The sequence below is a fragment of the Streptomyces sp. NPDC051133 genome, from assembly GCF_040682635.1.
GTDB lineage: Bacteria > Actinomycetota > Actinomycetes > Streptomycetales > Streptomycetaceae > Streptomyces.
In genome coordinates, this window is record NZ_JBFBBK010000017.1 from 125,509 (window position 1) to 146,313 (window position 20,805).

20 protein-coding genes are annotated in these 20,805 nt (G+C 73.2%); 6 read left to right on the forward strand and 14 right to left on the reverse strand.

What is annotated here, in order from left to right:
* Positions 1-49: 49 nt before the first annotated feature.
* The 3 genes from AB0N17_RS19355 to AB0N17_RS19365 are packed head-to-tail and all read right to left on the reverse strand — an operon-like array spanning position 50 to position 3,486.
* Positions 50-928 carry a geranyl diphosphate 2-C-methyltransferase gene (locus AB0N17_RS19355; protein ID WP_366012576.1) on the reverse strand — a complete coding sequence of 293 codons (879 nt, stop codon included), beginning with the start codon at positions 926-928 and terminating at the stop codon, positions 50-52.
* Positions 929-974: 46 nt separating this feature from the next.
* On the reverse strand, positions 975-2,027 hold the full coding sequence (locus AB0N17_RS19360) for a family 2 encapsulin nanocompartment cargo protein terpene cyclase (RefSeq protein WP_366012577.1): 1,053 nt from the start codon (positions 2,025-2,027) through the stop codon (positions 975-977).
* A 16-nt stretch (positions 2,028-2,043) separates the two neighbouring features.
* Positions 2,044-3,486: a family 2B encapsulin nanocompartment shell protein gene (locus AB0N17_RS19365; protein WP_366012578.1), complete on the reverse strand. Its 1,443-nt coding sequence runs from the start codon at positions 3,484-3,486 to the stop codon at positions 2,044-2,046.
* A 335-nt stretch (positions 3,487-3,821) separates the two neighbouring features.
* Here AB0N17_RS19365 and AB0N17_RS19370 point away from each other — a divergent pair, with 335 nt between their 5' ends.
* The gene (locus tag AB0N17_RS19370) at positions 3,822-4,616 is read left to right on the forward strand and encodes a VOC family protein (RefSeq protein ID WP_366012579.1); all 795 of its coding nucleotides are present in this window, start codon (positions 3,822-3,824) and stop codon (positions 4,614-4,616) included.
* Positions 4,617-4,650: 34 nt separating this feature from the next.
* Positions 4,651-5,349, forward strand: coding sequence for a ribonuclease H (locus AB0N17_RS19375; RefSeq protein ID WP_366012580.1), 699 nt, complete (start codon positions 4,651-4,653; stop codon positions 5,347-5,349).
* A gap of 16 nt (positions 5,350-5,365) precedes the next feature.
* On the opposite strand, the gene AB0N17_RS19380 is transcribed toward AB0N17_RS19375, so the two are convergent.
* Together AB0N17_RS19380 and AB0N17_RS19385 are read right to left on the reverse strand one after the other, a co-directional pair.
* Positions 5,366-6,187 (reverse strand): tyrosinase family protein, encoded by an 822-nt coding sequence (locus AB0N17_RS19380; RefSeq protein WP_366012581.1) that lies wholly within the window; start codon positions 6,185-6,187, stop codon positions 5,366-5,368.
* Between the two features lie 33 nt (positions 6,188-6,220).
* The gene (locus AB0N17_RS19385; protein ID WP_366012582.1) at positions 6,221-6,601 is read right to left on the reverse strand and encodes a tyrosinase cofactor; all 381 of its coding nucleotides are present in this window, start codon (positions 6,599-6,601) and stop codon (positions 6,221-6,223) included.
* Positions 6,602-6,933: 332 nt separating this feature from the next.
* On the opposite strand from AB0N17_RS19385, the gene AB0N17_RS19390 reads away from it, so the two are divergent.
* Together AB0N17_RS19390 and AB0N17_RS19395 are read left to right on the forward strand one after the other, a co-directional pair.
* Entirely contained in the window at positions 6,934-8,136 is a 1,203-nt protein-coding gene (locus AB0N17_RS19390; RefSeq protein WP_366012583.1) for an FAD-dependent monooxygenase, read from the forward strand.
* A 31-nt stretch (positions 8,137-8,167) separates the two neighbouring features.
* Complete coding sequence (locus AB0N17_RS19395; protein ID WP_366012585.1) at positions 8,168-8,989, forward strand: lipase family protein; 822 nt, start codon at positions 8,168-8,170, stop codon at positions 8,987-8,989.
* Positions 8,990-9,017: 28 nt separating this feature from the next.
* Here AB0N17_RS19395 and AB0N17_RS19400 read toward each other — a convergent pair whose 3' ends face one another.
* Positions 9,018-10,733: a cholesterol oxidase substrate-binding domain-containing protein gene (locus AB0N17_RS19400; RefSeq protein ID WP_366012630.1), complete on the reverse strand. Its 1,716-nt coding sequence runs from the start codon at positions 10,731-10,733 to the stop codon at positions 9,018-9,020.
* Positions 10,734-10,884: 151 nt separating this feature from the next.
* Here AB0N17_RS19400 and AB0N17_RS19405 point away from each other — a divergent pair, with 151 nt between their 5' ends.
* Together AB0N17_RS19405 and AB0N17_RS19410 are read left to right on the forward strand one after the other, a co-directional pair.
* A complete protein-coding gene (locus AB0N17_RS19405; protein ID WP_366012586.1) occupies positions 10,885-11,868 on the forward strand; it encodes an aldo/keto reductase in 984 nt (327 codons plus the stop codon).
* A gap of 52 nt (positions 11,869-11,920) precedes the next feature.
* Positions 11,921-12,415, forward strand: a complete 495-nt coding sequence (locus AB0N17_RS19410; protein WP_366012587.1) for a DUF6328 family protein — start codon at positions 11,921-11,923, stop codon at positions 12,413-12,415.
* Here AB0N17_RS19410 and AB0N17_RS19415 read toward each other — a convergent pair.
* From AB0N17_RS19415 to AB0N17_RS19450, 8 genes are all read right to left on the reverse strand, one after another.
* A complete protein-coding gene (locus tag AB0N17_RS19415) occupies positions 12,412-13,068 on the reverse strand; it encodes a DUF2238 domain-containing protein (protein ID WP_366012588.1) in 657 nt (218 codons plus the stop codon). The genes AB0N17_RS19410 and AB0N17_RS19415 overlap by 4 nt on opposite strands.
* A 74-nt stretch (positions 13,069-13,142) precedes the next feature.
* On the reverse strand, positions 13,143-13,571 hold the full coding sequence (locus tag AB0N17_RS19420; RefSeq protein ID WP_366012589.1) for an SsgA family sporulation/cell division regulator: 429 nt from the start codon (positions 13,569-13,571) through the stop codon (positions 13,143-13,145).
* Between the two features lie 62 nt (positions 13,572-13,633).
* Positions 13,634-14,671, reverse strand: a complete 1,038-nt coding sequence (locus AB0N17_RS19425) for a hypothetical protein (protein WP_366012590.1) — start codon at positions 14,669-14,671, stop codon at positions 13,634-13,636.
* 121 nt (positions 14,672-14,792) lie between these two features.
* Positions 14,793-15,764 carry an LLM class F420-dependent oxidoreductase gene (locus AB0N17_RS19430; protein WP_366012591.1) on the reverse strand — a complete coding sequence of 324 codons (972 nt, stop codon included), beginning with the start codon at positions 15,762-15,764 and terminating at the stop codon, positions 14,793-14,795.
* A gap of 51 nt (positions 15,765-15,815) precedes the next feature.
* The gene (locus AB0N17_RS19435; protein WP_366012593.1) at positions 15,816-17,372 is read right to left on the reverse strand and encodes a serine/threonine-protein kinase; all 1,557 of its coding nucleotides are present in this window, start codon (positions 17,370-17,372) and stop codon (positions 15,816-15,818) included.
* Positions 17,373-17,570: 198 nt separating this feature from the next.
* Entirely contained in the window at positions 17,571-18,530 is a 960-nt protein-coding gene (locus tag AB0N17_RS19440; RefSeq protein ID WP_366012594.1) for a threonine/serine dehydratase, read from the reverse strand.
* A 108-nt stretch (positions 18,531-18,638) separates the two neighbouring features.
* Complete coding sequence (locus AB0N17_RS19445; protein WP_366012595.1) at positions 18,639-19,670, reverse strand: polyprenyl synthetase family protein; 1,032 nt, start codon at positions 19,668-19,670, stop codon at positions 18,639-18,641.
* The gene (locus AB0N17_RS19450; RefSeq protein ID WP_366012596.1) at positions 19,667-20,707 is read right to left on the reverse strand and encodes a tetratricopeptide repeat protein; all 1,041 of its coding nucleotides are present in this window, start codon (positions 20,705-20,707) and stop codon (positions 19,667-19,669) included. The genes AB0N17_RS19445 and AB0N17_RS19450 overlap by 4 nt, the downstream gene beginning before the upstream one ends.
* Positions 20,708-20,805 lie beyond the last annotated feature (98 nt).

The following is a 20,805-nucleotide window of genomic DNA, read 5'->3' on the forward strand; positions in this document are numbered from 1 at the left end:
GCCGGCGGTGGACGGGCGAGGGCCACGGACAGCCCTCGCCCGGCTCCCTTCAGACCCGGTCGGCCGCGATCAGCAGGTACTGGAAGCTGCCGTTGCGGTAGGCGGTCAGGAACGTGTCCTCGATGCCCGTGACCAGGTGGTCGGCCTCCCTGCGCAGGTCCCAGTACGGGATCGTGGCCTCGGTCAGGTCCTCGACGTGCACCGGCACCAGACGGTTGCGCGCCATCGCCTTGAAGTACTCCGAGCGCGGGTGGATGTCGCAGATGTAGTGCGCGTTGATCAGGGACACCTCGCGCGAGGCCTGCCCGTAGGTGTCGTTGTAGCAGCCGGTGATCACCACGTAGCGGCCGCCGCGGCGCAGCAGCCGGGCGTGCTCGGCGAAGAGCAGATCCAGCTCGACGTACATGGTCGACTCGTTGTTCCAGGACGCCGCGTACGCGCCGGTCTCGAAGCCGGTGTCGAGCATGTTGCGGTGGTGGTAGCGCACCTTGTCGTCGATGCCCCGCGCGCGGGCCTGCTCATTGGCGAAGTCGGCCTGCTTGGTGGAGAGGGTGACGCCGTCGGCGTGGCAGCCGTGGCGCAGGTGTGCCACGACGCTGCCGCCGCCCCGGCCGCAGCCGGCGTCGAAGACGCGGTCGGTGGGGGAGAGCGGACCGAGGTGCGAGGCGAGCAGCTCGGCCTGGGCGTGCTCCAGTCGGTGCAGTTCGGCGGTGACGCGCTCCCGGCGCAGTTCCGGATCGGGCTCGTCGAGCACCGAACGGTCGGCCGCTCCGATGCCGTAGTGGTGGTGGTACAGGTTGTCGATCCTGCCGAGTTCGAGGTTGACCGGGTTCTCCTCGGCGTTCCAGTAGTCCGCGATCCGGCTCTGGTAGGTCGACTGGGCCGGGACCGGCACAGGCGTGGTCCGGGCGACGGGGGCGGTGGTCAACGGTTGCTCCTCGTGGTGCATGTGACGGCGTTCCGAAAGGGGGCGGTTACCAGTAGTCGGGCAGGTGGTAGCGGTGGGTGTTGGTGGAGTGCCACTCGTGGTTGCCGGACACCCAGGCGGCGAGCCCCCGGGCGTAGCGCTCCACGAGCGGCGAGGTGGCGGACAGCAGGGCCGACTCCTCCTCGAAGGCCTGCATGACCCGGTTGTGGATCTCGACGGACTTCAGATAGGCGGCCTTCAGCCCGCACCGCTCATTGGCGGCGACGACCTGCGGCAGGTTGAGGTGGTCGGGGTCGCTGGCCAGCTCCTTGGTGAAGGAGTACAGGTCGTTGACGATCGTCGTGGCGTTGCAGGCGAGGGCGGTGATCCGCTGGATCTCGGGGCGGGCGTAGATCTGCTCGGGCAGTTCGTAGCCGTCCACGGCGTCGACGAGCGCCAGGCAGGGACGGAAGTTGTTGAACTGCCGCATCACCAGGTACTCCCACACCCGCGGCACGTATCTGGTCTCCATCCAGGCGGCCTCGCCGAGGTAGCCCAGGTGCAGCCGGGCGACGTCGTGGACGAACCGGGTGGTCTGGCTGGGCGTGGCGAAGGTCGCGTAGTCCGCGAGGGCGAAGTGGTACGAGCGCAGGGGGCCGTCGGCCTGGATGCCCTGCCGCCACTCCGCCTCCAGCTCCGGGACGCCGTGGTAGGGGTCGAGCGCCGACTGGGCGATGATCAGCGGACCGCCCAGACCGCGCCGCGACCCGCCCCTGCCCTCGTCCTCCTCGCAGTAGCAGGAGTCGACGATGTTCTCGGCGAGCAGCAGCTTGCCGGCGGCGGTGAGCCGGTCCAGGTCGAGGCCGCCGGGGTGCTGGAGCACGACGGCCCGGCCGAACTGGAAGCCGGAGAAGTCGCCTTTCCAGGCCGCGGGGAACAGGTCCAGCTCACGGGCCCACTCCTCCAGCCTGCGGTCGATCTCGGCCGCCTTCTCCGGGTCGGCGGGCACGGCGGGCCGGTAGTGCAGTCCGGGGATCGCCCCGGTGCGCCGGGGCCTGCGCAGGCTCCCCGCGATGTCGGGTGGTCCGGGCAGCGTGTACGAGGGGGTCGATGTGCTCATGGCGCGCTCCCGGCCGTCAGTCGGCGGTCCGGCCGAGCTGGACGTTCTCCAGGACCCCCGCCGCGTCGGGGACCAGGATGGCCAGCGAGTAGTAGGCGGTGACCAGGTAGTTGATGATCGCGGCCGTGTCGATGCCCATGAACCGGACGTTCAGGCCCGGCTGGTACTCCTCGGGGATCCCGGTCTGGTAGAGGCCGATGACGCCCTGGTCTGCCTCACCGGTGCGCAGCGCGATGATGCTGGTGGTGTGGTCGTCGCTGATCGGGATCTTGCTGCACGGGAAGATCGGCACGTTCCGCCACGCCGGCACCTCGTGGCCGTCGACGCTCGCGGTGCCGGGCACCAGTCCCCGCCGGTTGCACTGCCGGAAGAACGCGGCGATCGCCTTCGGATGGGCCAGGAACACCTTCGTCCTGCGCCGCATCGACAGCAGCTCGTCCATGTCGTCCGGGGTCGGGGGCCCGGTGAAGGTGCTGATGCGCTGGCCGTAGTCGATGTTGTGCAGGAGCCCGAACTCCCGGTTGTTGACCAGCTCCCACTCCTGGCGCTCGCGGATCTCCTCGACCGTGAGCCTGAGCTGCTGCTGGGTCTGGTCCATCGGGTCGTTGTAGAGATCGGCGACCCGGGTGTGCACACGCAGCACGGTCTGGGTGAGGGACAGCTCGTACTCGCGCGGGGCGAGTTCGTAGTCCACGAAGCCGCCGGCCAGCGTCGGCTCGCCCACGTGACCGGCCTGCACCGGCACCTCGGCCTCGCCCTTGCGGTTCATCGGCCGGCGCTGCCGCTCGACGTACGCCCGGAGATGCGCGGCGAGGGACGGCACCCGCCCGGTGAGCTCCTCCACCACGCCCCAGGGCAGCGCGAGCACCACCCCGGCGGTCTCGGCGCGCACCGAGGTCAGCCACAGCGGGTCGGACTGGCCGACCGCCTCGTCGCCCATCTGGTCACCCGCGGTGACGACCCCGATGATCTCCTCCTCGCCGTACTTGCCGGCCGCGTAGCGGGTGAACCGGCCGTGGACGACCAGGTACGCCTCCGTCACGGGCTGGCCGGCCTCGTACAGCACCTGCCCGGCGCGCACCTCCCGCGGCTGGAACCGGCCGGCGATCTCCCGCAGCACGTCGGTGTCGGGGTAGCCGCGCAGGATCGGCAGCTCCGTCAGCGTCTCGGGGACGACCCGGATGTCGTCGGCGCCGTTGTGCTCGAAGTGCACCCGGCCGCGTCCGGTGCGCAGCGTCAGGCGCCGGTTCACCCGGTAGGCGCCGCCCTTGACGTCCACCCACGGCAGGGTCTTCAGCAGCCATCGCGAGGTGATGGCCTGCATCTGCGGTTCGGACTTGGTGGTGGTGGCGAGCTGGCGTGCCGCCCGGGTGCTCAGGCTGGTGAGCTGCCCGTCGGCCGAGGGGTCGGGGACGGGTTCGTCGACGACGGAACCAGTGGCGCTGTCCGGTGTGGACACCTTGCCTCCAGCAGAGAGGAACAGGGGTGACGGGAACGATCGGTGGTGTGCCAGGTGGTGGTGCGCACAACAGCCAAACAGGCCGCATGATCACCGGGAAAGGCGTGAAGCGGGGCGCTTTCATCCCAGGTGGTGCAAACCCGTCGATGGCGGCAGCGAGGCGGCGTGCGGATCATGAATGCGCCGGTCGCGTGCCTCTGTGGCACGCTTTCGGGGGGATTCGTCCGCTCGGCGCGCGGCCCGGGGGCGGGATCGCTAGCGTGAGGTCCGGGACAGAACGCCTGTGCGGCACAGCGCGCCCGGCAGAGACCGCAGAGACCAGGAGGGCTGTGATCATGGCCGTGCAACCCGAGGGGACGCCCTGTTGGGCCGATGCGATGTTCGGCGACGTCGAGGGGGCCAAGCGCTTCTACGGCGACGTGCTCGGCTGGACCTTCGGCGAGTCGTCGTCGGAGTACGGCAACTACACGCAGGCCTACGCGGACGGCAGGTCGGTGGCCGCCGTCGTCCCGCCCATGCCCGGCCAGGAGGGCCAGTCGCAGTGGTGCCTGTACTTCGCCTCGCCGGACGCCGCCGCCACCGCCGAGCGGATCCGGGAGAACGGCGGCGAGGTGCTGATGGAGCCGATGCAGGTCGGTGAATTCGGCACCATGTGCCTGGCCCGCGAACCCAGCGGGGCCGTGTTCGGGATCTGGCAGGCGGGCGTCCACGAGGGCTTCGAGGCGACGGCGACCCCCGGCGCCTACTGCTGGGCCGAGGTCTTCACACGTGAGCCGGAGAAGGCCGACACCTTCCTCTCCGCCGTCTTCCCGTACCGCATGAAGGAGATCGAGGACGACGCCGTCGACTTCCGGATGTTCGACATCGGCGAGGACACCGTCCTCGGCCGGATGCGGATGACCGACGACTTCCCGCCCGAGGTGCCGTCGTACATCAACGTCTACTTCACCGTGGACGACTGCGACGAGGCCGTGTCCCGGGCCGTCAAGCTCGGCGGCGTCCTCCGGTTCGGGCCGATGAGCAGCCCCTTCGGCCGGTTCGCGGCACTGAGCGACCCGCAGGGCGCCAACTTCTCGGTGATCGACATCACGACCACCGAGGGTGAGATGCCCAAGGTCAGGGACGTCTGACCGGCCCCGGACCGGAGGCCGCCGCACCCATGGCATGATCGAGCGCATGCGTGAACGTGTGGTGGCCGCGTGCGACGGGGCTTCGAAGGGAAACCCCGGACCGGCCGGATGGGCGTGGGTGGTCTCGGACGGCGACGAGCGGACCCCGGCCCGCTGGGAGGCGGGCCCGCTCGGCCGGGCCACCAACAACGTCGCGGAGCTGACCGCGCTGGAGCGGCTGCTGGCCGCCGTCGACGCGGACGTGCCGCTGGAGATCCGGATGGACTCCCAGTACGCGATGAAGGCCGTCACCACCTGGCTGCCCGGCTGGAAGCGCAACGGCTGGCGGACCGCCGCCGGCAAGCCGGTCGCCAATCAGGAGCTGGTCGTCCGCATCGACGCCCTCCTCGACGGCCGCACCGTCGACTTCCGCTACGTCCCGGCCCACCAGGTCGACGGCGACCCGCTCAACGACTTCGCCGACCGCGCGGCCAGCCAGGCCGCCTCCGTCCAGGAGGCGGCGGGCAGCGCGCTCGGCTCCCCGGCGCCGCCGCCCTCGCCGGACACCCCGAAGGCGGCCGCCCCGCGCCGCAAGGCGACGCCCCGCCGCACCGGCGGCGCGGCCTCCGCCCGCACCATCAAGGCCAAGTTCCCCGGCCGCTGCCCGTGCGGCCGTTCCTACGCGGCCGGCGAGTCCATCGCCAAGAACGCGCAGGGCTGGGGCCACCCGGAGTGCCGCACCGCCGAGGCCTGACCGGCGCCCGGCGCGCTCAGCTGTCGAAGGTGTAGAACTTCGTGTGGTCCAGCAGGTCCGCCGGGCGCACGTCGTTCCACGGCTTCATCGTCTCGTCGAGGTCCACGACGTCCGGCGTGCCGCCGGCCGGCACATAGCCCGCCTCCGGGTGCCGGCGCTGCCACTCCGCCCAGAGCTTGTCGATGAAGGCGTGGTGCAGCCAGAACACCGGGTCGTTGGGGGAGACCCCGGTGGCCATCTGTCCGCCGACCCAGACGTGGACCCGGTTGTGCAGGTTGACCCCGCGCCACCCCTCCAGGTTGTTGCGGAAGCCGTCCGAGGCGCTGTTGTACGGCGCCGCGTCGTACGTCGGGATGGACAGCACCGACTCGACCTCCGCGCGCGTGGGCAGCTCACGCACGGCCGTGCCGAGCGAGCGGCGCAGGAAGGTGCGGCCGTCGACGCGTATGTTCATCGGCCAGTTGCCGGCGGTGGCGGCGAACGGGCCGTCCATCACCCGGCCGTCGCTGCTGCGCCCGGTGCCGCCGAGGAAGTCCGGTGCCCACAGCGCGGCACGCACCGTGCGGTCGGTGCTCCAGTCCCAGTACGGCAGTGCGACCGAGGAGTCCACCGACTGCAGCGCCTGCTCGAAGTCGAGCAGGAATCTGCGGTGCCAGGGCAGGAAGGACGGGGAGCGGTGGCCGGTGCGCTCGCCGCTGTCGGTGTCCGACATGATGAAGCCGTTGTGCGTGCGGACGAACTCGTCGTAGCGCCCGTTGCGCTTGAGTTCGAGGACGGCGGCGACGAAGCGGCGCTTCTCGTCGGCGGTCAGGGCGGCCTGGTTCTTGCGTACGGTCATGGTGCGGTGCTCCGGAAGTCCTTGCGGGGGCGGTCAGTTGGCGGGGAACGGCAGCAGCGGGGCGCCCTGCAGCTCGTCCACCGCGGCGCGGGCGGCGGCGCGCGGGGTGGGCACCGGGTCGTAGTGGCTGACGACGCTGATCCAGCTGCCGTCGGCGTTGCGCATCAGGTGCAGCTGCACCCCGTCGACGAACACCTCGTAGCCGCCGCCGTGTTCGTGATGGTGGCCGCCGCCGCTCATCGCCGCACGGCCCTGTATCCGGCGGCCCTTGTAGACCTCGTCGAAGGACTCCGGCATGGAGTGGTCATGGCCGCCGGCGGCGCGGGCGCCGGTCGCGGCGAGGGTGACGGCCGAGGCGGTCGCGGCGAGGGCTGCCGTCGCGGTGAGCGCGCGGCGACGGGTGATGCCGGACATGCGTGTCCTCCTTGAGGGGGAATCGGGGGTGACGAGGCATGCCTATCGGGAGGTCCGGGAGCGCGGGAAATCGACCGGAGCCGGTTGGCTGCGATCCGGACAATTGGCCACATGCCGTACAGGGTTGAACAAAGATGATCTTGCTTCGACGGGCGGCCGATCCGCTCCGGAACGGGGAATTCCTTGCCGTGCGGCCCCGGTTTCCGGTGGACCTTCTCGCCCGCCGCCCGTCCGGGTGGCGCCGCTCACCGCGCGAGACTGACGCGATCGGACGCTCCCTGCGACTGCTACCCTGCGGTGCCGACCGACCACTACGGGTGACTGTCAGGGGTGTGCGTGTGAAGGTCGTCTGCGTCGGGGGCGGGCCCGCGGGCCTGTACCTCGCCATCCTGCTCAAGCGGCAGAACCCGTCCCATGACATCACCGTCCACGAGCGCAACCCCGAAGGGTCGACCTACGGTTGGGGCGTCACGTACTGGCGCGGCCTCCTCGACGGGCTCCGGGCGTACGACCTCGCCTCGGCGCGCGCGATCGAGGCGCACTCCGTCCGCTGGACCGACGGGGTGGCCCACGTAGGGGATCTGACGACCCGGCACCACGGCGACGAGGGCTTCGGCATCGGCCGCCACCGGCTGCTCGACCTGCTCACCGACCGGGCCCGCACCCTCGGCGTACGCCTGGAGCACGAGAGCGAGCTGACCGAGCCGCCCGCCGGTGCCGACCTCGTCGTCGCCGCCGACGGTGTGCACAGCGCCCTGCGCACCCGCCACGCCGGACACTTCGGCACCCGGATCACCGCGGGCCGCAACCACTACATCTGGCTCGGCACCACCAAGGTGTTCGACGCCTTCACCTTCGCCTTCGCCGAGACCGGCCACGGCTGGATCTGGGCCTACGGCTACGGCTACAGCGGCGAGCACAGCACCTGCGTCGTGGAGTGCTCCCCCGAGACCTTCAGCGGCCTCGGCCTGGACCGGGCGGACGAGGGCGAGGGGCTCGCCCTCCTGGAGAAGCTCCTCGCCCCCGCCCTCGACGGCCACCGCCTGATCGGCCGCCCCGGTGCCGGCTGGCAGAACTTCCGCACCCTGACCAACCGCAGCTGGCACCACGGCTCCCTCGTCCTGCTCGGCGACGCCGCCCACACCACCCACTACTCCATCGGCGCCGGCACCACCCTCGCCCTTCAGGACGCCATGTGCCTGGCCGACGCCCTGCACGAGCACACCACCCTGCCCCCGGCGCTGGCCGCCTACGAGAGCCGGCGCCGGGCCGAGCTGCTGAGTGCGCAGAGCGCGGCCCGCTACAGCGCCCAGTGGTACGAGAACCTGCCCCGCTACATCCACCTGCCCCCGCACCGCATGTTCGCCCTGCTCGGCCAGCGCCACTCGCCGCTGCTGCCCCACGTCCCGCCGCAGCTGTACTACGGCCTGGACAAGGCGGCCGGGCAACTGGAGGTGCTGCGCCGGTTCAAGCGGTGGCTCGGTCCCAGGGCGGCGCGGGCCCTGCACGCCCGCTCCTCGGCCGGCCGGGACTGAACCGCCCGCCCTCCCGCGAAGGAGTCCCTCCATGGCTGTCCCCCTCGCCTTCGACCACACCTCGTCCGGTTACAGCCTCCAGCGCGCGTACTGGCTGGCCCGCACGGCCGAACTGGCGCTCCAGGAACCCGCCGTCATCGAGGAGCAGGCCGCCCGGTGGGGATTCGACCGGGTACGGCACCACGAGGCCCGCCTCGCCCCGCCCTCCCCGCTGCGGGACGTCCGGGCCTGCACCCTGAGCGGCGACCGGACGATCGTCATCGCGTTCCGCGGCAGCGAGCCCGGCCGGATCAAGGACTGGCTGTCCGACGCCACGACCCCGCCCCGGCCCGGGCCCGGTGGCAACGGGTACGTCCACCACGGCTTCGCCGCCGCCCTGGACCCGCTGTACCCGGCCGTCGCACGGACCCTCGCCGAGCTGCGCACCGACGGGCAGGGCGTGTACGTCACCGGCCACGGTCTCGGCGGCGCCCTCGCCATGCTGGCCGGCGCCCGGCTGTACCTGGAGGCCCCGCACCTGGCGGCCGACGGCGTCTACACCTTCGGCCAGCCGCGCACCTGCGACCGGCAGCTCGCCGACGCGTTCCACCAAGGGCTCGGCGGGCGCATGTACCGTTTCGTCAACAACGGCGACATCGTCGCCCAGCTCCCGCCCGAGCCCGCCTTCACCCACGTCCGGGCGCTACGCTACTTCGACTCCCGCGGCAGGCTGCACGAGAGCATGCCCACGCTGTCGGCCCTCGCCGACCGGGCCAAGGGGGTGCCCCGGGACGCCCTGGCGTCCGCCTCGGACGGCATCCGCGACCACAGTTTGCGGAGCTATCTCGCACTCCTGGAGAAGAACCTGGTCTGACCCGGCGGCAGCCCGCCGCCGGGCGTGGTCAGCGCAGCAGACGGTCCAGAAAGGCGTTGCCGAACACCCGGTGCGGGTCAAGGCGGTCCAGGCCGGCGACCGCCTGCGCCCACGCCTGCGCGCCGAAGGAGCCGGGTACGGTCGTGCCCAGCACCTCCGGGTCGCTCCAGACGGCGTCGTCCGTGTACGCCCAGCCCTTGGACCACTCCACGCGGGCCAGGGCGTCCGCGCCGTCGTAGGCGGAGAACAGGAACCGCTCCAGCTCGCGCAGGAACGCCTCCGCGTACGGGGTGCCGGGCAGGGTCAGCACGTCCAGCCACACCGCGGTGTCCCACTCGGGGCGGGCCGCGCTCGGCCGCAGCGCCGACAGCAGGGGGGCCCGCGCGCCGGGGACGCCGGTGGCCGCGGGGTCGTCCAGCCCGGTGACCCGGATCTCCACCGAGCCGTTGACCGGGAAGCGGCCCCGTGCCGCGTACGCGGTCAGCAGGGTGCGGTAGCGGCCGGTGAACTCGTGCACGACGCGCTGCACCCCGGCCCGCGAGGTGAGCACCGCGTACCCGTTCGCGGTCACCCGCAGCGTGGTCGGCCGGAGGTACAGCAGCGTGTTCTTCGACGGCCCCCACAGATCGGCCGACCCCGTGGCCGCGAGCCCGGCGGAGGCCACCTCGAGCTGCGCCGCGCCGAGCACCGGCGCCAGATACCAGGCCGCGCCCGCCACGATCCGCCCCACGAGGTCGGCCACCGGCGTCGGCACGCTGTCGGAGAAGGGGTAGTTGTACGGCGAGGTGACGTGCCGTGCACCGGGCGGCCGGTCCGGGGCGACGCTCCACTCCTTCAGCCACGGGTACTCGGTGAAGGCGAACCAGATCGCCTCGACACGGCCCGAGCGGCGCAGGAAGCTCTCCAGCGTGCGCCCGCCCGCGCCGGGCCGCGCGAACAGCTCGCGGGCCGGGATGTCGGTGCGGCTGACACAGCGCAGACCGGTGTCCCGCCCCACCCGCAGCACCACCTCGGTGACCAGGGCCCGCCCGAGATGCGTCAGCAGCAGCGCGGCCTCCGGGTCCTCGCGGCGGAACGTCCGCAACACGTACGCCCCGCTGCCGGCGTCCCACACCACCGCCGTCAGCTCCAGCACCCGGTTGCTCAGCGAGCCGTACAGGGCTCCCGGCGGCGGGCGTTCGCCGTCCGCCGGTACGGCGGTGCCGTGAGCGTCGATCGCCAGGGCGCCGCCCAGCGTCAGATCGCCGGGCGCGGGGGCCGTGGTGAGACCCAGGCCGTGCCCCTCCAGGAAGGTGAGCAGGGCTTCCAGGGTGACCCCGGCGCCGGCCCGGACCGCCGTGGCGGACTCCAGGCGCAGCCCGGTCAGGTGAGGTGCCGTGTCGAGCAGCAGGACCGGGGCGGCCGCCGTGGTCCCCTCGGTGATCGTCAGCGGCGACCAGCCGTGCGAGCAGCCCCGCGCCCGCACCCGCCGGCCGCTGCGCCAGGCCCAGTCGACGACGGCGAGCACCTCTTCCGGCCCGGCCGGGGCGCAGGCCCACAACCCGTCGGCGGTGATCTCACCCACCCAGTTGCGGTACGCCGAACGGTAGAGCGCCACCTGCTCCGGAAACCCCGGGAGTTCGGCCGCGGCCACCGCGGGGTCGGCGGCGAGCGACACCGGTACGGCGGCCAGCGCGGCGGCCGCCCGCAGGACGGCACGACGGTCCGGCCCCGAAGGACCGGCAGGGAAAGGGAAGTTGTCCATCGAACGATCGATCACATGAGCACGCTAGGGGTCCGCTCCGCGCCCGTGGCCCCGCCGCCGGTCCCTCTCACCCGTGTGGGTGAGAGACCCGCGGACCGCCCACCGGAGCGGCCCGTTCCGCGGGACGCGGTGCCGGTGACAGACTGGCGCCATGGACGAACGCGTAATCGGAAGGTCGGGTCAGTGGGCGTCGGTGGTCGGCCTCGGCACGTGGCAGCTGGGCGCCGACTGGGGTGACGTGGACGACAAGGAGGCCCTGTCCGTCCTGGAGGCGGCGGCCGAGGCGGGGGTCACCTTCTTCGACACGGCGGACGTGTACGGCGACGGGCGCAGCGAGGAGACCATCGCCTCCTTCCTGCGCGGCCGGCCCGATCTGCATGTGCTGGTGGCCACGAAGATGGGCCGCCGGGTCGAACAGATCCCGGAGAACTACGTCCTGGACAACTTCCGCGCCTGGAACGACCGCTCCCGCCGCAACCTCGGGGTCGACCGCGTCGACCTGGTGCAGCTGCACTGCCCGCCCACCCCCGTCTACTCCTCCGACGCGGTGTTCGACGCCCTGGACACCCTGGTCGAGGAGGAGCGGATCGCGGCGTACGGGGTGAGCGTGGAGACCTGCGCGCAGGCGCTGACCGCGATCGCCCGGCCGCACGTGGCGAGCGTGCAGATCATCCTCAACCCGTTCCGCATGAAGCCACTGCGCGAGGTGCTGCCCGCCGCCCGCGAGGCCGGCGTCGGCGTCATCGCGCGCGTGCCGCTCGCCTCCGGGCTGCTGTCAGGCAAGTACACCAAGGACACGGTGTTCGCCGCCAACGACCACCGCACCTTCAACCGGCACGGCGAGGCCTTCGACCAGGGCGAGACCTTCTCCGGCGTCGACTACGAGACGGGCGTGGCGGCGGCCGCCGAGTTCGCCGCGCTCGCTCCCGAGGGGTACACCCCGGCCCAGCTGGCGCTGCGCTGGATCACCGAACAGGACGGCGTCACCACGGTGATCCCCGGGGCGCGCAACCCGGAACAGGCCCGGGCCAACGCGGCGGCCGCCAAGCTGCCGCCGCTGCCCGCGCAGACGGTCACCGCGATCCGGGACCTGTACGACCGCCGGATCAAGGAGCAGGTCGAACACCGCTGGTAGCCGTCGGGGCGCACACCGTTTGAAGGAACGGGCGGGCGGTTACACGCACCGCATGACGCAGGACGGACGGCGCCGGGGGCGGAACGAGACCGAGGAGGAGCGGGCCGACCGGATGTGGGTCGAACTCATCCAGGAGGTGAGGGTGGCCCAGACGGGCGTGCAGATCCTGTTCGGTTTCCTGCTGACCGTCGTCTTCCAGCCGAAGTACGCCACGCTGCCCCGCGCCGACCACGTCATCTACATCGTCACCGTCGTCCTGGGCGCCTGCGCCACCGGAGCCCTCATCGGGCCGGTGTCCCTGCACCGCCTGGTCTCCGGCCGCCGGGTCAAGCCGCAGGCGGTGGCGCTGGCGTCCCGGATGACGTTCGTCGGGCTGGTGCTGCTGCTCGCGACGATGACGTCCTCCCTGGTGCTGATCCTCCGGGTGGCCACCCACGGCAGCGCGACGGCCTGGCTGGCGGCGCCCGTCGTCGCCTGGTACCTGGTCTGCTGGTACGGCCTGCCCCTGTGGGCCCGCCGCAGGCACACCGCCCCGCCGGACGACTAGGACCTCTCCGGTGACCTCTCCAGTGCGGCGAGCCGACGGTCGTGGACCCGGCTGAGCAGCAGCACGGAGAGCACGGCGCCGATCAGGGCGCAGAACATGTCCCACTGGGTGTCCCACACATCGCCCTGGGTGGCGAGGAACGCGTCCGCGCCGTGGCCGCCGATCTCCGCCGCCAGCCACTCCAGCAGCTCGAAGCAGGCGCTGAAGGCCAGGCACGCGCACACGGTGAGCGGGGCCAGCCAGCGGCTGCCGCGCAGCGGCGAGGTCCGGCTGAGCAGTTCACGGACCAGCACGGCGGGGACGAAGCCCTGCATCAGGTGCCCGAAGCGGTCGTAGGGATTGCGGGACAGGCCGAACGTGTCCCGCACCCAGTCGCCCACGGGGACCTGCGCGTACGTGTAGTGGCCGCCGACCGCGAGCACCAGCGCGTGTGCGGTGAGCAGCCCGTACAGCAGTCCCGTGAGCGGGAAGCGCCGCCGCGTCAGCACGGCCAGGGGCAGCCCGGCCAGCGCCCACACCGTCTCCAGGAACCAGGTGGTGCGGTCGCGGGCACCCCATGCCGACGCGGCCAGCCCGACGGCCGTCACACCGGCGAACACGGCGGGCGGCAGACGGCGCGGCGCGGGGCGCGGGGCGGGGTGCACTGCGGTCACGGCGGGGCTCCTTGCCTCGGGGTGTCGTGGAGGCCCATCGTGCTGCCCGCCCGGGGGAGCGGGCATGAGTACGGCTACTCAGCCCCGGAGAGGATCTCCGCGAGCAACTCGTCGACGGGGACGTGCTCTTGGCCCGGCGGGACGATCCGGTGCGTCTCGCGCAGGAACGACGCGATCGCGGGCGCCCACGCCAGCACCACCGCGTGGTGCCGGCCGCCGTCCGGCCGGAAGTCCCCGAGGAACTCCATGCGCAGCTCGTGCCACATGCCGGTGGCCGCCGGACGCAGCCGCACGTCCCCGATGCCGACCGGCGCGGCCAGGCCGTCGGCCAGCATCTCGCGGTCCAGCCGCCAGGTGGCCAGCACCCGGCCGTCGTGACCGAAGACGGCGGTGACGGCGAACGGGTCGTCCGCGTCGTAGCTCAGATGCGCGAGCACGGGACACCGGTCGGTGTCTCCCGCCCGGAGCTGGACCACCAGCGTCGTGTGCACGATCGAGTTCACGCGAGGGCCTCCCGGAGCAAACGGCGTAGGGCCCTCTAGTACCCCGGGATCGCCCGGGATGCTCACCCGTGCGGCTGATTCCCCGCTCCGCGCAGCGCGGCCAGGCAGGTGCCGATCGCCTGCTGGAGTTCCTCGAGCCGCTGGACCATGTCGTCCTCGTAGAAGTCCTGCGCGTCGTCGAAGGTCAGCTCCTCGAACGCCCGGGTCGCCTTCTGCAGGCTGTTGTAGAACTTGGTCCGCCGCTCCTGCACGCGCAAGGAGGGGTCGGCCTCGACCGCCTCGACGACGAGCGACTTCATGGTGTCGTAGGCCTCGGTGGCCCACTCGCCGGTGTCCTCGCCGTCGTCCAGCTCGTCGATGAGCGACAGATGCCGCTCGGCCTCCTCGCGCAGCTCGGAGGGGGCTTCGACCGTCTGCCCCGCGGGGGTCCTGATCTGTCCGGACTCGGCGATCTGGCGGACGTAGCCGATCCGGTCGGCGGCCCGGCTCTCGCTCGCCACGGCCTTCTTCAGCTCGTCGGTGCGCACGACGTCCCGGGCCAGGTCCGCCTGCAGGTCCGGGTCCTGGCCGAGCCGGTCCAGCAGGGCGGCGCGGGCCGCCCGGGCCGTGGAGGGGTCGGCGAGGATCGCGGCGCGCAGCGCGGTCGGGTTCTCGGCGACCTCCAGGGCCTTGGTGGGGCGGATGCCCTCGGCCTCGGCGGCCTCGGCGATCGCGGTGCCGCGCTCGGAGGTCGCGCTGGAGCGGGAGACGTAGTAGCTCAGCCACACGTCCGCGTCCGGGAGGTCCACCCGCTGCCCCGGCTCCAGGGTCTCGAAGTGCGGCACGAGTCCGTCGTCGGCGGCCCGGTCCCAGGCCTTGTAGTAGCGCATGACCCGCTCCGGGGAGCATTCGGCCAGCTGCGCGAACTCCTTCGCCGACACCTTCGGCGTCTCACCCGCGGACTGCCCGCCCGGCCGCACGCTGCGGGCCACCATCAGCGCGAAGGCCCAGCCGCCGGTGCGCGCGTACACGCCGAACTCCCGGGCGTCGCGCGCCACGAGGTCGGACAGCGGCTGCACCGCCGGGGCGGACGGTTCGGACGGCTCGATGACCAGGGTCACGGACGGCTCTCCTGCGAGGACGGCTCTGGGGGGACCGCGCCCGGGCCGGGTGCGGACAGGACAGCCTATATGGGTTCATCGGCCCTCATCGCCGGGCCTTGCTGCGGGGCCCCGGCGCGGGTCAGCCGAACGCCTCCCGCAGCGCGGGCAGCAGGGTCTTGGCCGACCAGTCCAGGAACTCCGGCTGCGAGTCCCCGCCGATCTGCACCAGGGCGACCTCCCCGAACCCGGCCTCGGCATAGGGCCGCACGGCCTCCACGAAGGAGTCGGGGTCGTCGCCGCACGGGATCGCGGAGGCGACGTCGTCCGGGGTGACGAACTGGGTGGCGGCCTCGAAGGAGTCCGGGTGCGGCAGTTCGGCGTTCACCTTCCAGCCGAGCCCGAACCAGCGGAACTGGGAGTGGGCGCGCTTGATCGCCGTGTCCCGGTCGGGGTCGTAGCAGACCGGGAGCTGGCCGACGCGGGGCTTGCCGCTGCCGCCGTGCCGGTCGAAGGCCTCCAGCAGGCCGGACTTCGGCTCGGTCGCGATCACCAGGTCGGCGTGGTGCCCGGCGAGCCTGCAGGACTGGTCGCCGGAGACGGCGATGCCGATCGGGGGCGGCTGGTCCGGCAGGTCCCACAGCCGGGCCGACTCCACGTCGTAGTGCGGGCCGTGGTGGGTGACATGGCCGCCCGCGAACAGCGCGCGGATGATCTGCACGGCCTCCTCGAGCATCTCGTGGCGCACGTCGACCGGCGGCCAGCCACCGCCCACGACGTGCTCGTTGAGGTTCTCGCCCGCGCCGAGGCCGAGCCGGAACCTGCCCTCGGAGAGCAGCTGCACGGTGGCCGCCTTCTGCGCCACGATCGCCGGGTGGTAGCGGACGATCGGGCAGGTCACGTAGGTCATCAGCGGAATCCGCGAGGTGGCCTGGGCGGCGGCGCCCAGCACGCTCCACGCGTACGAGGAGTGGCCCTGCGCGCGCAGCCACGGAAAGTAGTGGTCCGAGATCACCGAGAAGTCGAACCCGGTCTCCTCGGCCTGCACCAGGTGGTCCACCAGGTCCCGGGGGCCTGTCTGCTCGGTCATCATCGTGTATCCGATTTGCACCATACGGGGCGAGTCCCCGAGCCGGCGGAGCGAAAACGGCCGACGCCGTCCCGGTCAGTCCCGCGGCTCCCGGAAGGTCCGCAGGAAGGTCTGCAGCGCCAGCCGGGCGGCGGGGCCGTCCCAGTCCCCGGCGGGGGTGGTGAAGCGCAGGGAGAAGCCGCTCCCGCCGCCCAGCAGGAACCCGCGACCGAAGGTGTGCACCCGGGCGTCACCGGTTCCGGCGAGCCACTCCAGGTCGGCGGCCGGGTGCCCCTGGTAGGTGGTGGCCCGGGCGGTGCCGACGCGGTGGTAGCCGGGCAGTCGCTGCAGGGCCGGCTCGACGTCCTCCCGCCAGACGGCGACCGGGTCCGGGCCGACGTGTTCGCTGTGGGTGACGGCGAGGGCGGGGGAGGAGCCGTCCGTGCCGAAGGTGATGCGGTAGGTGCCGCTCACCCGCGACGTGGTGAGCCGTTTCCAGCCGTCGGGCAGGGCCACCGAGAAGCCCTCGGGGGCGGTGTAGCGGTGGTATCCGGCCGGCAGGGCGGCCGTGGCGCTCGCGGTGGGGGCGGGGGCGGCGGTGCCGCCGGTGTGCCGGCCGGTGGGGGTGGCCGAGGCGGCCGGGCGGGCCGGTGTGCGCGCGGAGCCGGTGCTCAGCCCGTGGGTCGCGAGCAGGACGGCCGCGGCGACGGTGACCACGGTCAGCGCGGTCCCCGCGGCCAGGACGCGGTGGCCGCGCCCGCGCCCGGCGCGCCGGACACCGGCGTACGCCCCGCGCAGCCGGGGCATGGGGGCCGGCTGCCGGTCCGCGTCGGTGTCCTCGCGCAGGGCCCGGGTCAGTGCCTCGCGGACCACCGGCCGGCTCAGCCGCTCCCGGGAGTTCTTGCGCAGCAGGCCCTGGACGGCCTGGGTGAGCGGGCCCGTGCGCAACGGGGTGCGCAGCGGCAGCCGGTCCACGGCCTTCAGGGTGGCGTCGGGCCGCCCGCGGTCCCGGAACGGCGGCCGGCCCTCGACCGTCGTGTACAGCAGTGCGCCCAGCGCCCACAGATCGGCGGCGGGGCCGATGCGCTCGTCGCGGGCCTGCTCAGGGGAGGCGTACGACGGTGCCGTGAGCCGGGGCACGAGCGTCGCGCCCGCCAGCCCGAACCCGGTGACGACGACCGGTCCGCCGTCGCGTACGAAGACCTGGCCGGGACTCAGCTCGCCATGGGTGATGCCCTCGTCGTGCGCGGCCCCGAGCACGTCGAGCAGTTCCAGCCCGAGCCGGGCCGCCCGCACCGGGTTGAACGCGCCTTCCTGGTCGAGGAGCCGGCACAGGGGCGTGCCGTCGATCCACTCGGTGACCGTCCACAGGGTGCCGGCCTCGACCACGGCGTCGACGACCGTGGCGATCTGCCCGGGGCGCAGCGGCCGCAGGGTCTCGGAGGTCCGCACGACACGGGCCGTGACCCGGCGCGCGGTGTCCTCGGAGGAGGGCTCAGGCAGGGCGGTCTGCGCGACCAGCCGGGGCTGCTCCGCCGTGACGTCCTCGGCGTACCACCACAGACGGTTCGTCTCCCGGGCGAAGACCTCCAGCAGCCGGTACCGCCCGGCGACCAGTTCGTGTGCGGAGACGTGCGCCTTGACCATGGTCATCCCTCGCTGAGACCCCTGCCCGGTGTTTCCCAGAGGTACGCGGGGCGCGCGGGGGAGCGTTCAACGAAACAGTGACCAGGGTGCCGTTCCTGCCTTTCGTTCAACTATTCGAAGGGGCCCGCGGGTTGGGGATGGCCGCCCGGAGAGGGGGTTCGACCTGTGGGTAACCGACGGTAATGGAACGGGTGTGGCCCTGCCTCACAGCAGCCCGAAGTCCACGGCCCAGCCGGTCAGTTCCCGAGGTGTCGTGTTGCCCCCGCACACCACGAGTCCGAGGCGGGCGCCGTCGCCGACCCGGGCCAGCACCCGCCGGGCCGCCGGGAGCAGACAGCCCGCCGCCGGCTCGGCCCACACCTTGGCGTGCTCGGCCAGCTCCAGACAGCCCTGTACGGCGTCCCGGTCGGGGACCACCAGGACCTCCTCGACCAGCGCGGCGGCATGCTCGTACGTCAGCCGGGACACGGAGGGCGCGCTCAGCGTGGTGACCAGCGACGACAGCGGCACCGGCACCGGGCCGCCCGCCTTCAGCGCACCCGACATGGCCTCCGCGCCCGCGGTCTCCACGCCCCACACCCGCACCCCGGGACGCAGGGCGCGCAGGGCCGTCGCGATGCCGGCGATCAGCCCGCCGCCTCCGATGCTGACGAACACGTCCGTGACGTCACCGGCGTCCTCGGCCAGCTCCAGCCCCACGGTGCCCTGTCCGGCGATCACGACCGGGTCGTCGAACGGGTGGACGAGGGTCAGTCCCTCGTCCCTCAGCCGCGTCACCAGCTGGAACGCGCTGTCCATGCCGTCGGTCAGCCGCACCGACGCCCCGGCCTCCTCGGCGAGCGCCCGAGAACGCGCGGGCGCGGTGCGGGGCATCACCACCGTCGCCTTCACATCGAGGGCCGCCGCCATCACCGCGAGGGCGATGCCGTGGTTGCCGCCGCTGACCGCGACCACGCCCGCCGCCCGCTCGGCCGCGCTCAGCGACAGCAGCTTCGCCGTCGCTCCGCGGGCCTTGAACGAGCCGGTGCGCTGCAGCAGTTCGAGCTTCGCGGTGACCGGGACGCCGAGCAGGGTGCTCAGGCCGGGGCTCGGGACGGTCGGCGTCCGCACGACGTGTCCGGCGATCCGTTCCGCGGCGGCTTCGATGTCCGTGATGCCGATCAAGGTGCCTCACCCTTCCGGCGCGGGGGGGGGGGGGGGGGGGGCGAAGGCCGCGCCGTCCGCACCTTCACCCGCCGGGACTCCGGCGGTCAACGCCGTTCCGGATCAAGGCTACAGCTCGCGGTCCACCAGGAAGTCCAGCACCCGCAGCAGCTCCTCGCCGGCCCCTTCGGCCAGCGGCGCGCCCACGAGCAGCGCCCGTGCGGCGGCCGTGTGCGTCCGGGCCTCGGCGAGCGCCGCCGTACGGCCCCCCGCCGCCTCGATCAGCGCCGCCGCCTCCGCGCACCGCCCCGGCGAGTCGAGCAGCGCGGGCAGCCCTCGGGCCGCCGGGTCGCCGAGCGCGACCAGCACCGGGAACGTCTTCTTGCCCTCCCGGAGATCGCCGCCCACCGGCTTGCCGGTGACCGCCGGATCGCCCCAGATGCCCAGCACGTCGTCGACCAGCTGGAAGGCGACGCCCAGGTGGCGCCCGGCCCGGTCCAGCGCGTCGACCGTACGCGCGGGCGCCCCGCCGAGCGCGGCACCCAGCGCGGCGGCGCAGCCGAGCAGCGCCCCGGTCTTGCCCTCCGCCATCGCCCGGTACTCCTGCGGCGTCACCCGGCCGGGCCCACCGCGCGGCCGGGTCGCGAACAGCAGGTCGTCGGCCTGCCCGCGCACCAGGTCGGCGAGGGCCGCCGACAGCAGCCGGACCGCGCCGGGGCCCTGCGGCACGGCGGCGAGGGTCTCCACCGCCAGCGCGAACAGGGCGTCCCCGGCGAGCACCGCCGGGCCGGTGCCGTACGCCTTCCACACGGCCGGGCGGCGGCGCCGGGTCGCGTCGCCGTCCATGATGTCGTCGTGCAGCAGGGAGAAGGCGTGCACCAGCTCCACCGCGACGGCGGCCGGGATCCCGGCCCGCCCGTCCGCGCCCGCCGCCTCGGCGCCGAGCACGGCCAGTGCCTGCCGTACGCCCTTGCCGCCCGGCGCGGCGGCCGGCGCCCCGCCGACCTCGCACCAGCCGAAGGAGTAGGCGGCCATCTCGGCCACCCACGGGTGCAGCCGCCCCACCGCCTCCTCCAGCGCGGGCCGTACCGACTCCCGGCAGCGGGCCAGGACTTCGGGAGCGGAGAGTGGCGCCCGCACCGGCGCCGGGAGCGCGGTCATCGTACGGCCTCCGGGTGCAGCCCGAACTCCTCCTGGGCCCGGGCCACCATCTCCCGCGCGTGCTTCAGTCCGCTGCGCTCCAACGTCCGTGCCAGATCCGCCAGTTCGGCCGCCGTCTCGGCCCGGTCCCGGCCGAGCCGGGCCAGCGACTTGGCCAGGCCGAGCCGGGACAGCGCCTCGCCGCGCGGCTCGCTCATCGTGCGGAACTCCCGCAGCGCCAGCTCGTACAGGCCCCGCGCCTCGGCGTAACGGCCCGCGCGGTACAGGACGTTGCCGCGCATCTTGTGGTTGTAGGCGAGTGCGCTGGACAGATCCATCGCGCGGCAGCCGGCCTCCGCCCGGGACAGCAGCTCCAGGGCCCGGTCGGTGTCCTGGTCGCGCACCGAGAGGATGTCGGCGAGCCCGCGCAGCGCCCAGGCGTGCCCGCGCCGGTCCTCCGCCCGCTCGGCTATCTCCGCGGCCTCCTCGAACAGTGCGTACGCCCTGTCGTAGTCCCCGGTGTTGCGGTGCATCTGCGCGATGCCCTCCAGCGCCCACACCGTGTGCCGGGCCTCCCCGCGCCGGCGGGCCTCGGCGAGCAGCTGTTCGTGCAGCCGGCCCACCGCCGCGTAGTCGCCCTGGATCCGGCCGGTCTCCGCGAGGCCCGCCAGCGAGTACCCGCGGACGACGACGTCCCCGCCGCGCTCGCCGAACTCGGCCGCGAGCCCCAGCAGGCGCCAGGCCAGCGGGAACGCGCCCCGCTGCCGGGCCAGGGTGCCGCCGCTCCACAGCGCCCAGGCCATGGCGGCGGTGTCGCCGGCCTCCCGGGCGGCGCGGTAACTCGCCTTCCAGGCCCGGTCGGCCTCCTGGACGTGGCCGAGCCTGCGGTGCGCCTCGGCGACGGCGAGCCCGCAGCGGGCCGCCTCCGCGGGACTTCCGGAGCGCTCGGCCTCGCGCAGCCGCTCCGTGCCCTCGGCCAGCACATCGACCAGCGAGGAGTTCACGGACAGAGTGGTCAGGGCGCCCTGGTATTCCGGGGCGAAAGCCTTGCCGTACATGCGTACCCTTCTATACACGGAGCGTATACATGCGGCGTATACATGACGTGTATAGCGTCTTGGAAACACGCCCTGGCCCGAGGGGCCAGGGCTCGGTC

Coding starts and splice junctions, on each gene's coding strand:
- AB0N17_RS19375 (WP_366012580.1), top strand. CDS start 4,651: ATGATCGAGCGCATGCGTGAACGTGTGGTGGCCGCGTGCGACGGGGCT.
- AB0N17_RS19360 (WP_366012577.1), bottom strand. CDS start 2,027: ATGAGCACATCGACCCCCTCGTACACGCTGCCCGGACCACCCGACATC.
- AB0N17_RS19435 (WP_366012593.1), bottom strand. CDS start 17,372: ATGACCATGGTCAAGGCGCACGTCTCCGCACACGAACTGGTCGCCGGG.
- AB0N17_RS19450 (WP_366012596.1), bottom strand. CDS start 20,707: ATGTACGGCAAGGCTTTCGCCCCGGAATACCAGGGCGCCCTGACCACT.
- AB0N17_RS19445 (WP_366012595.1), bottom strand. CDS start 19,670: ATGACCGCGCTCCCGGCGCCGGTGCGGGCGCCACTCTCCGCTCCCGAA.
- AB0N17_RS19430 (WP_366012591.1), bottom strand. CDS start 15,764: ATGGTGCAAATCGGATACACGATGATGACCGAGCAGACAGGCCCCCGG.
- AB0N17_RS19395 (WP_366012585.1), top strand. CDS start 8,168: ATGGCTGTCCCCCTCGCCTTCGACCACACCTCGTCCGGTTACAGCCTC.
- AB0N17_RS19370 (WP_366012579.1), top strand. CDS start 3,822: ATGGCCGTGCAACCCGAGGGGACGCCCTGTTGGGCCGATGCGATGTTC.
- AB0N17_RS19380 (WP_366012581.1), bottom strand. CDS start 6,187: ATGACCGTACGCAAGAACCAGGCCGCCCTGACCGCCGACGAGAAGCGC.
- AB0N17_RS19405 (WP_366012586.1), top strand. CDS start 10,885: ATGGACGAACGCGTAATCGGAAGGTCGGGTCAGTGGGCGTCGGTGGTC.
- AB0N17_RS19400 (WP_366012630.1), bottom strand. CDS start 10,733: ATGGACAACTTCCCTTTCCCTGCCGGTCCTTCGGGGCCGGACCGTCGT.
- AB0N17_RS19385 (WP_366012582.1), bottom strand. CDS start 6,601: ATGTCCGGCATCACCCGTCGCCGCGCGCTCACCGCGACGGCAGCCCTC.
- AB0N17_RS19410 (WP_366012587.1), top strand. CDS start 11,921: ATGACGCAGGACGGACGGCGCCGGGGGCGGAACGAGACCGAGGAGGAG.